We start from the raw sequence: 10,215 nt of genomic DNA on the forward strand, positions 1-10,215 counted from the left end.
GTCCGCACCTGGGTTCGTGACCGACGCCACGCAGGCCGCCCGGCACCCCGACGTCGCATAGTCATTCGGAGTTCGGTATGGTCATGCACATGACCAGGAAGCGCGTCGCTGTCGCCGGAGCCAGCGGGTACGCCGGGGGCGAGGTCCTCCGCCACCTGCTGGCCCATCCCGATGTCGAGATCGGTGCCCTGACCGGCGCCTCGAACGCGGGGGAGCGGCTCGGCGTGCTCCAACCGCACCTGGTGCCGCTCGCCGACCACGTGCTCGTCGAGACGAACGTCGACACCCTCGGCGGCCACGACGTCGTCTTCCTCGCGCTGCCGCACGGTCAGTCCGGCGCGCTCGCCCAGCAGCTCCAGGCGCAGGACCCGAGCACGGTGGTCATCGACTGCGGCGCGGACTTCCGGCTCCAGGACGCCGAGGAGTGGACGAGGTTCTACGGCGGCGACCACGCCGGCACCTGGCCCTACGGCCTGCCCGAGCTGCCCGGCCAGCGCGAGCAGCTGCGCGGTGCGACCCGGATCGCCGTGCCCGGCTGCTACCCGACCGTCTCGACCCTGACCCTCGCCCCCGCGATCGCCGCCGGCATCGTCGAGCCCGACGTCGTCGTGGTCGCCGCCTCCGGCACCAGCGGCGCGGGCAAGGCCGCCAAGCCGCACCTGCTGGGCAGCGAGGTGATGGGCAACGCCAGCGCGTACGCCGTCGGCGGCTCCCACCGCCACACCCCCGAGATCACCCAGAACCTCACCGGCGTCCTCGCCGAGGCGACCGGGCGGAAGGTCACGGTCAGCTTCACGCCGCTCCTCGTCCCGATGCCGCGCGGCATCCTCGCGACCTGCTCGGCCCGCGTCGTGGACGGCGTCACCGCCGACGACGTGCGCGAGACCTACGTGAAGGCCTACGCCGACGAGCCGTTCGTCCACGTGCTCCCCGAGGGGCTGTGGCCGCAGACCAAGTCGGTGACCGGCTCGAACGCCGTGCACGTGCAGGCCACGCTCGACGAGGCCGCCCGCCGGCTGGTCGCCGTCGGCGCCGTCGACAACCTCGCCAAGGGCACCGCCGGCGCCGCCGTGCAGTGCATGAACCTCGCCCTCGGCCTCGACGAGTCCACCGGCCTCACCACGATCGGAGTCGCGCCGTGAGTGTGACCACCCCGCAGGGCTTCCGTGCCGCCGGCGTCGAGGCCGGCCTCAAGACCAGCGGCGGCAAGGACGTCGCGCTCGTCGTCAACGACGGCCCCACCTTCGACTCCGCCACGGTCTTCACCGCCAACCGCTGCAAGGCCAACCCGGTGCTGTGGAGCCAGGAGGTCGTCAAGGACGGCACCGTTCGCGCGGTCGTCCTCAACTCCGGCGGCGCCAACTGCTACACCGGCCCCGAGGGCTTCCAGACCACCCACGCGGTCGCCGAGCAGGTCGCGGGCCACCTCGGGTTCGGGGCGGTCGACGTGGTCGTCTGCTCGACCGGTCTCATCGGGCTGACCAACGACCGCGACCAGCTGCTCGCCGGTGTCGACGCGGCGTACGCCGGGTTGTCGGCGCAGGGCGGGCAGGACGCCGCCGAGGCGATCATGACCACCGACTCGGTGAGCAAGCAGGTCGTCGTCGAGGGCGCCGGCTGGTCGATCGGCGGGATGGCCAAGGGCGCGGGCATGCTCGCCCCGCAGCTGGCCACGATGCTGGTCGTCCTCACGACCGACGCCGTCGTGCCGGCCGCCGACCTCGACACGGCGTTGCGCGCCGCGACCCGGGTCTCCTTCGACCGGCTCGACTCCGACGGGTGCATGTCGACCAACGACACCGTGACCGTGATGGCCAGCGGCGCCAGCGGGATCACGCCGAGCCTCGACGACTTCACCCAGGCGCTCACGCAGGCCTGCACGGACCTCGCGATGCAGCTGCTCAAGGACGCCGAGGGCGCCGATCACGAGATCGCGATTACGACGCTCAACGCGGCCACCGAGGACGAGGCCGTCGAGGTCAGCCGCAGCGTGGCACGCAGCAACCTGTTCAAGGCCGCGATCTTCGGCAACGACCCCAACTGGGGTCGGGTGCTGGCCAGCATCGGCACCACGTCGGCCCAGTTCGACCCCGCCGACCTCGACGTCGCGATGAACGGCGTCTGGGTCTGCAAGCAGTCCACGCCGCACGCCGACCCGGCGACCGTCGACCTGAACGGCCGCGAGGTCAGCGTGACCATCGACCTCAAGACCGGGTCCGAGCGGGCCACCGTCTGGACCAACGACCTCACCCACGCCTACGTCCACGAGAACAGCGCGTACTCCTCATGAACGACTCCAGCAGCCCCACGGGCGCCTTCGACACCAGCAAGCCCGACCAGGCCAAGGCCCGCACGCTCGCCGCCGCGCTGCCGTGGCTGAAGCAGTACCACGGCAAGATCGTCGTGGTGAAGTACGGCGGCAACGCCATGACCGACGACACGCTCAAGCGCGCCTTCGCCGAGGACATCGCGTTCCTCCGCTTCGCCGGGTTCAAGCCCGTCGTCGTGCACGGAGGCGGACCGCAGATCTCCTCGATGCTCGACAAGCTCGGGATCGAGTCGGAGTTCCGCGGCGGGCTGCGCGTGACGACCCCCGAGGCGATGGACGTCGTCCGGATGGTCCTCGTCGGCCAGGTGCAGCGCGAGCTGGTCGGCCTCATCAACGAGCACGGCCCGCTCGCCGTCGGCTGCTCGGGCGAGGACGCCGGTCTCTTCACCGCCGTCCCGGCCAGCACCGTCATCGAGGGCGAGGAGGTCGACCTCGGCCTCGTCGGCGAGGTCACCAAGGTGCGCCCCGAGTCGGTGCTCGACCTCATCGAGGCCGGCCGGATCCCCGTCGTCTCCAGCGTCGCGCCCGACGTCCACGGCACCGTCCACAACGTCAACGCCGACACCGCCGCCGCCGCGCTCGCGGTCGCGCTACAGGCCGAGAAGCTCCTCGTCCTCACCGACGTCGAGGGGCTCTACCTCGACTGGCCCGACCCGACCGACGTCATCGGCGAGATCAGCCCGGAGGCGCTGGACGAGCTCATGCCGACGCTCGCGTCCGGCATGGTCCCCAAGATGGGCGCCTGCCTGAAGGCGGTCCGCGGCGGCGTGCCCCGCGCCACCGTCGTCGACGGCCGCGAGCCGCACGCCGTCATCCTCGAGCTCTTCACCAAGGAGGGCGTCGGCACCCAGGTCCTCCCGGGTGTCGAGACCAAGACCCGGAAGGTCAGGGACGCGCAGTGAGCACCCCCACGAGCCACAGCACGCTCGACCAGGCCCAGCAGCGGTACGCCGCCAGCCTGATGAACACCTTCGGCCCGCCCAAGCTGCAGCTGGTCCGCGGCGAGGGCGCCCACGTGTGGGACGCCGACGGCAACGAGTACGTCGACTACCTCGGCGGCATCGCGGTCAACGCCCTCGGCCACGCCCACCCGGCGCTGGTCGAGGCGGTCACCACCCAGCTGCAGACGCTCGGCCACGTGTCGAACTTCTTCACCACCGAGCCCCAGGTCGAGCTGGCCGAGAAGCTGCTCGAGCTGGTCGGCGGCGGCACCCGCGCCGACGGCCGGGTGTTCTTCACCAGCTCCGGCACCGAGGCCAACGAGGCGGCGTTCAAGCTGACCCGCCGCACCGGCCGGACCCACGTCGTCGCGACCGAGGGCGGCTTCCACGGGCGGACCATGGGCGCGCTCGCGCTGACGTCCAAGGAGGCCTACCGCACGCCGTTCGCGCCGCTGCCCGGCGACGTGACCTTCGTGCCGTACGGCGATGCCGACGCGCTCGCCGCCGCGGTCACCGACGAGACCGCCGCGGTGCTGGTCGAGCCGATCCAGGGCGAGGCCGGCGTCGTGGTGCCGCCCGCGGGCTACCTGGCCGCGGCGCGCCGCACCGCCGACGAGCACGGCGCGCTGCTGTGGGTCGACGAGGTGCAGACCGGCATGGGCCGCACCGGCCGCTGGTTCGCCGGCGAGGGCGTCCGTGCCGACGTCGTGACCGTCGCCAAGGGACTCGGCGGCGGCTTCCCGATCGGCGCCTGCATCGGCCTGGGCGAGGCCGGCGCGCTGCTCCAGCCCGGCAACCACGGCACCACCTTCGGCGGCAACCCGGTCGCCTGCGCGGCCGGCCTGGCCGTCATCCGCACGATCGAGGCCGAGGGCCTGCTCGAGCGCGCCACCACCCTCGGCGAGCGGCTCCGCACGGGCCTCGCCACCGACGACCGCGTCACCGAGGTCCGCGGCGCCGGCCTGATGATCGGCCTCGACCTCTCCGCCGAGGCCGCCGCCGAGGTGGTCGCGGCCGGCCTGCGCCACGGATTCGTGCTCAACAACACGACGCCCTCGCGGATCCGCCTCGTGCCGCCGCTGGTGCTCACCGACGCCGACGTCGACGCGCTGCTGGCCGCCTGGCCGGCGATCCTCGACGACGCCTACGCCGCTGCCTCCGGGGCAGCCGCAGGGAAGGACTCCTGATGCGCCACTTCCTGCGCGACGACGACCTCACCCCGGCCGAGCAGGCCGAGGTGCTCGAGCTCGCGGCGACCATGAAGTCCGCGCCGTTCGAGCACCGCCCGCTCGAGGGTCCGCAGACGGTCGCGATGGTCTTCGACAAGCCGACGCTGCGCACCCAGGCGTCCTTCGCGGCCGGCGTCGCCGAGCTCGGCGGCTTCCCGATGGTCGTCGACGGCCGCCTGGCCGGCATCGGCGAGCGCGAGTCGGTCGCCGACGTCGCCCGGATCCTGGGTCGCCAGGCGTCGGTGATCGCCTGGCGCACCTTCGCCCAGACCGACCTGGAGCAGATGGCCGAGCACTCCGGCGTACCCGTCGTCAACGCGCTCACCGACGACTTCCACCCCTGCCAGCTGCTCGCCGACCTGATGACGATCCGCGAGCACAAGCCGGAGCTCGCCGGCCTGACCGCGACGTTCTTCGGCGACGGCGCCTGCAACATGGGCAACTCCTGGCTGCTCGCCGGCGCCACCGCCGGCATGCACGTGCGGATCAGCGCGCCGGAGGGCTACACCCCGCCGCCGGAGGTCTTCGACCGCGCCCGCGAGATCGGCGAGCAGACCGGCGGCACCGCCACCTGGGTCGAGGACCCCCGCGAGGCCGCCGAGGGCAGCGACGTGGTCATCACCGACACGTGGGTCTCGATGGGCAAGGAGGAGGAGGCCGCGGCGCGCACCGAGGTGTTCGCGCCGTACTCCGTCACCCAGGCGCTCTTCGAGACCGCCAAGCCCGACGCGATCGCGATGCACTGCCTGCCGGCTTACCGGGGCAAGGAGATTGCCGCCGAGGTGCTCGACGGCATCCAGAGCGTCGTGTGGGACGAGGCCGAGAACCGCCGCCACGCCCAGAAGGCCATCCTCGCCTGGCTCCTCGCGAAGGCCGGGGCGGGGGAGTGATGACCGAGCACGCGCTGCGCCCGGCCACCAAGAACGCCCGGCACCGCCGGATCGTCGAGCTGGTCACGCACCGCGAGATCCGCTCGCAGTCCGAGCTCGCCGGAGCGCTGGCGGAGAGCGGCATGCGCGTCACCCAGGCCACGCTCTCGCGCGACCTGGTCGAGCTCGACGCGGTCAAGGTGCGCGCCTCCTCCGGAGCGCTCGTGTACGCCGTGCCCGCGGAGGGCGGCGACCGGCGACCGGCCGCCCCCACCGACACCGCCGCCGCCTCCCAGCGCCTGGCGCGCCTCCTCGGCGAGCTGCTGGTCTCGGCGGAGGCCAGCGCGAACCTGGTCGTCCTGCGCACCCCGCCGGGCGCCGCCCAGTTCCTTGGCTCCGCCTTCGACGGCGCGGGCCTGCCCGAGATCCTCGGCACCATCGCCGGGGACGACACGATCCTCGTCATCGGGCGCGACCCGGCCGGGGGCGACGCGCTCGCGCAGCGCTTCCTCGCCCTGGCCGACTCCTCCGCCCCCACCAGCCCCCTCAAGGAGTTCTGAACCGTGAGCAAGGTCCTCACCACCCTGCCCCAGGGCGAGCGCGTCGGCATCGCGTTCTCCGGCGGCCTCGACACCTCCGTCGCCGTCGCCTGGATGCGCGACAAGGGCGCCGTGCCCTGCACCTACACCGCCGACATCGGGCAGTACGACGAGCCCGACATCTCCGGCGTCCCCGACCGGGCGATGCAGTACGGCGCGGAGATCGCGCGCGCCGTCGACTGCCGCGGCCCGCTCGTCGAGGAGGGCCTGGCCGCGCTGGCGTGCGGCGCGTTCCACATCCGCTCCGGCGGCCGTGCGTACTTCAACACCACCCCGCTGGGCCGCGCGGTCACCGGCACCATGCTGGTCCGCGCCATGCAGGCCGACGGCGTCGACATCTGGGGCGACGGGTCGACCTTCAAGGGCAACGACATCGAGCGCTTCTACCGGTACGGCCTGCTCGCCAACCCCGACCTGCGCATCTACAAGCCGTGGCTCGACCACGAGTTCGTCACCGAGCTCGGCGGCCGTGCGGAGATGAGCCAGTGGCTCACCGAGCACGGCCTGCCCTACCGCGACAGCAAGGAGAAGGCCTACTCCACCGACGCCAACATCTGGGGCGCGACCCACGAGGCCAAGACCCTCGAGCACCTCGACGTCTCCCTGGAGACCGTCGAGCCGATCATGGGCGTCAAGTTCTGGGACCCCACGGTCGACATCGCGACCGAGGACGTCGCGATCCGCTTCGAGGCGGGCCGTCCGGTGGCGATCAACGGGACGACGTACGACGACGCGGTGGCGCTGGTCCACGAGGCCAACACCATCGGCGGCCGCCACGGCCTGGGCATGTCCGACCAGATCGAGAACCGGATCATCGAGGCCAAGTCGCGCGGCATCTACGAGGCCCCGGGCATGGCGCTGCTGTGGATCGCCTACGAGCGGCTGGTCAACGCGGTGCACAACGAGGACACCATCGCGAGCTACCACAGCGAGGGCCGCCGCCTGGGCCGGCTGCTCTACGAGGGCCGCTGGCTGGACCCGCAGGCGCTGATGATCCGCGAGTCCATCCAGCGCTGGATCGCCTCGCTGGTCACCGGCGAGGTCGTCGTCCGGCTGCGCCGCGGCGAGGACTACACCGTGCTCAGCACCGACGGCCCGGCGTTCTCCTACCACCCCGACAAGCTGTCGATGGAGCGCACCGAGAACGCCGCCTTCGGCCCGGTCGACCGGATCGGCCAGCTCACGATGCGCAACCTCGACATCGCCGACTCCCGCGCCAAGCTCGAGCAGTACGCCGGCCAGCCGCTGGACCAGGGGCAGGTGCTCGTCGAGAACGGGACGCTCTTCGGCGAGCTCCCGGCCGGCGGCTACGACCGGATCACCGACAACCCGGCGTACGAGCCCGGCACCGAGGAGGAGGCGCTCGACGCCGCGGCGATGGAGTTCGGCACCGACTGATGGAGCGGCTCGACGGGACGGCGGGCACGGCGTCCACCCGGCCGGTCCGCGAGCGCACCTGCGCCTGCGTGCTGCCGGTCAACGCGGCCGGCGAGGTCCTGCTCCTGCACGGGTGGGACCCCGTCGACCCGGGCTCGCCGTACTGGTTCTCCATCGGCGGTGGCGCCGACCCGGGCGAGCCGCTGGTCGACGCAGCCGCGCGGGAGATGCGCGAGGAGACCGGGTTCGTCGTCGCCGCGGCCGACCTCGTCGGTCCCGTCCACCACGAGGTCGTCGCGTTCGACTGGGGGCTGTGGCACCTGGTGCAGGACCAGACGTACTTCGCGGTCCGGTTCGACCCGGCGCCGGGGGAGGAGGTCCACTTCGGTGGGCTGGAACCGCTCGAGGTCGGGACGATCGACCGGGCCGCGTGGTGGACGCCCGAGGCGCTGGACGAGGATGGCACCGCCGTGAGCGAGGACCTCACGACGATCATGCGGGCCGCGGTCGACGCGGTCGGAGGAGGCAGGTAGTGAGCACCACCAACGAGGGCAAGCTCTGGGGCGGCCGGTTCGCCGGGGGTCCGTCGCCCGAGCTCGACGCGCTGTCGCGCTCGACGCACTTCGACTGGCGGCTCACCCCCTACGACCTCGCGGGCTCCTGCGCGCACGCCAACGCGCTGCACCGCGCCGGGCTGCTCTCCGACGCCGACCTGGCCGAGCTCCAGCGCGGGCTCGACGTGCTGGGGGAGCGGTACGCCGCGGGCGAGCTCCACCCGGACGCCTCCGACGAGGACGTGCACGGCGCGCTCGAGCGGCTGCTCCTCGAGGAGGTCGGTCCCGAGGTCGGCGGGCGGCTCCGCGCCGGCCGCAGCCGCAACGACCAGATCGCGACGCTGTTCAAAGTCTTCCTGCGCGACCACGCCCGCGTGGTGGCCGGGCAGGTGCTCGACCTCGTCGACGTGCTGGCCGGCCAGGCCCGCGAGCACCTCGAGCCGGAGCCGACGATCATGCCGGGCCGCACCCACCTCCAGCACGCCCAGCCGGTGCTGCTGTCCCACCACCTGATGGCCCACGCCTGGCCGCTGCTGCGCGACGTCGACCGGCTGCTCGACTGGGACGCCCGGGTGGCCGCCGACTCGCCCTACGGCTCCGGTGCCCTGGCCGGTCAGTCGCTCGGGCTCGACCCGACCGGTGTCGCCGCGGAGCTCGGCTTCACCGGTTCGACCGCCAACTCCATCGACGGCACCGCATCCCGCGACTTCGTCGCCGAGCTGGCCTTCGTCACCGCCCAGGTGGGCATCGACGTCAGCCGGATCGCCGAGGAGGTCATCCTCTGGGCGACCAAGGAGTTCGGCTTCGTCACGCTGCACGACTCCTGGTCGACCGGGTCGAGCATCATGCCGCAGAAGAAGAACCCCGACATCGCCGAGCTCGCCCGCGGCAAGGCCGGCCGGCTCGTCGGCAACCTGTCCGGGCTGATGGCCACGCTCAAGGCGCTCCCGCTCGCCTACAACCGCGACCTGCAGGAGGACAAGGAGCCGGTCTTCGACTCCGTCGACACCCTCGAGGTGCTGCTGCCTGCGTTCACCGGCATGGTCGCCACGCTGGTCTTCGACCGCGACCGGCTGGCCGAGCTGGCGCCCCAGGGGTTCTCGCTCGCCACCGACGTCGCGGAGTGGTTGGTCCGCCAGGACGTCCCGTTCCGCGTCGCGCACGAGCTCGCCGGTGCCTGTGTCCGCGAGTGCGAGCAGCACGGCATCGAGCTGCACGAGCTCACCGACGAGCAGCTGGCCGCGATCTCGCCGCACCTGACGCCGGCGGTCCGCGAGGTGCTCACCGCCGAGGGGTCCGTCGCCTCCCGTGACGGCCGCGGCGGGACCGCCCCGGTGCGGGTGCGCGAGCAGCTCGTCGAGCTGACCGAGCGCGCGGCGTCGTACCGTGCCCGCCTCTGAGCTCTCCGCGTTCCTCGCCGGCCCCGTCGACCAGGTCGCCCCGCGGCTGCTCGGATCGGTCGTGCGGCACGGCGGTGTCGCCGTCCGGCTCACCGAGGTCGAGGCGTACGCCGGTCCGGCCGACCCGGGCTCGCACGCCTTCCGCGGGATGACCAAGCGCAACGCGACGATGTTCGGCCCCCCGGCGCACCTGTACTGCTACTTCACCTACGGCATGCACGTGTGCTGCAACGTGGTGACCGGACCCGAGGGCGACCCGAGCGCCGTGCTGCTGCGCGCGGGTGAGGTCGTCGAGGGGGTCGAGGCCGCCCGCGACCGGCGACCCGGGTCGACCGACCGCGACCTGGCCCGCGGACCGGCCCGGCTCTGCCGCGCCCTCGGCATCGCGCTCGACCACGACGGCACCGACCTGGTCGCCGGTCCGATCCTGCTCGAGCCCGGTACGCCGCCGGCCGATGTCTCGACGGGGCCGCGGGTCGGCCTCCGCGGAGCGCCCGAGCGGCCATGGCGGTTCTGGGAGACCGGGCACCCAAGCGTCTCGACCTACCGCCCCGCCAAGCCCCGCTGAGCCGGGGGAACCATCCGATTTGGCACGTCCCGGGAGCGGGTGTAATGTTCTCTCTCGCCGCAGGACGCGGTTCTCGCCCGGGCCGACAGGCCGAGGGACATGGGAGCCGCCGCTCCGGCTCGGATCCTCCGGATCGCCCAGCTCCCCGGAGTTGCGCAGGAGGATCGGAACCGGTAAGTTTCTGCAGGTTGCCTCCGGGCCGGCCCGCAAGGGTTCGGGCGGTGTGCGTGTGATCCTTGAGAACTCAACAGTGTGTCATAGTCGACGAATTAGTTTGTTATGCCCCGTTGGCTGATTCTTCTCTCTTTTGGGGGTTGGGTTGGTTGATGGTTTCTTTGACAATGATTCT

Annotated in this window: 10 protein-coding genes; all 10 read left to right on the forward strand. The window is 72.5% G+C overall.

Annotation, left to right across the window (positions count from 1 at the left end):
- The first annotated feature begins 89 nt into the window (after nt 1–89).
- The 10 genes from argC to G6553_RS17560 are packed head-to-tail and all read left to right on the forward strand — an operon-like array spanning nt 90 to nt 9,866.
- Nucleotides 90–1,142: an N-acetyl-gamma-glutamyl-phosphate reductase gene (gene argC, locus G6553_RS17515; RefSeq protein ID WP_166195844.1), complete on the forward strand. Its 1,053-nt coding sequence runs from the start codon at nt 90–92 to the stop codon at nt 1,140–1,142.
- Nucleotides 1,139–2,290, forward strand: coding sequence for a bifunctional glutamate N-acetyltransferase/amino-acid acetyltransferase ArgJ (gene argJ, locus G6553_RS17520; RefSeq protein ID WP_166195846.1), 1,152 nt, complete (start codon nt 1,139–1,141; stop codon nt 2,288–2,290). Before argC ends, argJ begins: the two co-directional genes overlap by 4 nt.
- Complete coding sequence (gene argB, locus G6553_RS17525) at nt 2,287–3,231, forward strand: acetylglutamate kinase (RefSeq protein WP_166195848.1); 945 nt, start codon at nt 2,287–2,289, stop codon at nt 3,229–3,231. Before argJ ends, argB begins: the two co-directional genes overlap by 4 nt.
- Nucleotides 3,228–4,457: an acetylornithine transaminase gene (locus G6553_RS17530; protein WP_347565786.1), complete on the forward strand. Its 1,230-nt coding sequence runs from the start codon at nt 3,228–3,230 to the stop codon at nt 4,455–4,457. Before argB ends, G6553_RS17530 begins: the two co-directional genes overlap by 4 nt.
- Entirely contained in the window at nt 4,454–5,389 is a 936-nt protein-coding gene (gene argF / locus G6553_RS17535; RefSeq protein ID WP_166195866.1) for an ornithine carbamoyltransferase, read from the forward strand. The genes G6553_RS17530 and argF overlap by 4 nt, the downstream gene beginning before the upstream one ends.
- The gene (locus G6553_RS17540; protein ID WP_166195850.1) at nt 5,389–5,928 is read left to right on the forward strand and encodes an arginine repressor; all 540 of its coding nucleotides are present in this window, start codon (nt 5,389–5,391) and stop codon (nt 5,926–5,928) included. Before argF ends, G6553_RS17540 begins: the two co-directional genes overlap by 1 nt.
- 3 nt (nt 5,929–5,931) lie before the next feature.
- Complete coding sequence (argG, locus tag G6553_RS17545) at nt 5,932–7,365, forward strand: argininosuccinate synthase (RefSeq protein ID WP_166195852.1); 1,434 nt, start codon at nt 5,932–5,934, stop codon at nt 7,363–7,365.
- The gene (locus G6553_RS17550) at nt 7,365–7,877 is read left to right on the forward strand and encodes an NUDIX domain-containing protein (RefSeq protein WP_166195854.1); all 513 of its coding nucleotides are present in this window, start codon (nt 7,365–7,367) and stop codon (nt 7,875–7,877) included. The genes argG and G6553_RS17550 overlap by 1 nt, the downstream gene beginning before the upstream one ends.
- Entirely contained in the window at nt 7,877–9,298 is a 1,422-nt protein-coding gene (argH, locus tag G6553_RS17555; RefSeq protein ID WP_166195856.1) for an argininosuccinate lyase, read from the forward strand. The genes G6553_RS17550 and argH overlap by 1 nt, the downstream gene beginning before the upstream one ends.
- Nucleotides 9,285–9,866 (forward strand): DNA-3-methyladenine glycosylase, encoded by a 582-nt coding sequence (locus G6553_RS17560; protein WP_166195858.1) that lies wholly within the window; start codon nt 9,285–9,287, stop codon nt 9,864–9,866. Before argH ends, G6553_RS17560 begins: the two co-directional genes overlap by 14 nt.
- Nucleotides 9,867–10,215: the final 349 nt, after the last annotated feature.

The organism is Nocardioides sp. IC4_145 (assembly GCF_011250565.1).
GTDB lineage: Bacteria > Actinomycetota > Actinomycetes > Propionibacteriales > Nocardioidaceae > Nocardioides.

Excerpts from the sequence above, each read along its gene's own strand:
- argB (WP_166195848.1), top strand. The coding sequence starts at position 2,287 with ATGAACGACTCCAGCAGCCCCACGGGCGCCTTCGACACCAGCAAGCCC.
- G6553_RS17540 (WP_166195850.1), top strand. The coding sequence starts at position 5,389 with ATGACCGAGCACGCGCTGCGCCCGGCCACCAAGAACGCCCGGCACCGC.
- argC (WP_166195844.1), top strand. The coding sequence starts at position 90 with ATGACCAGGAAGCGCGTCGCTGTCGCCGGAGCCAGCGGGTACGCCGGG.
- G6553_RS17550 (WP_166195854.1), top strand. The coding sequence starts at position 7,365 with ATGGAGCGGCTCGACGGGACGGCGGGCACGGCGTCCACCCGGCCGGTC.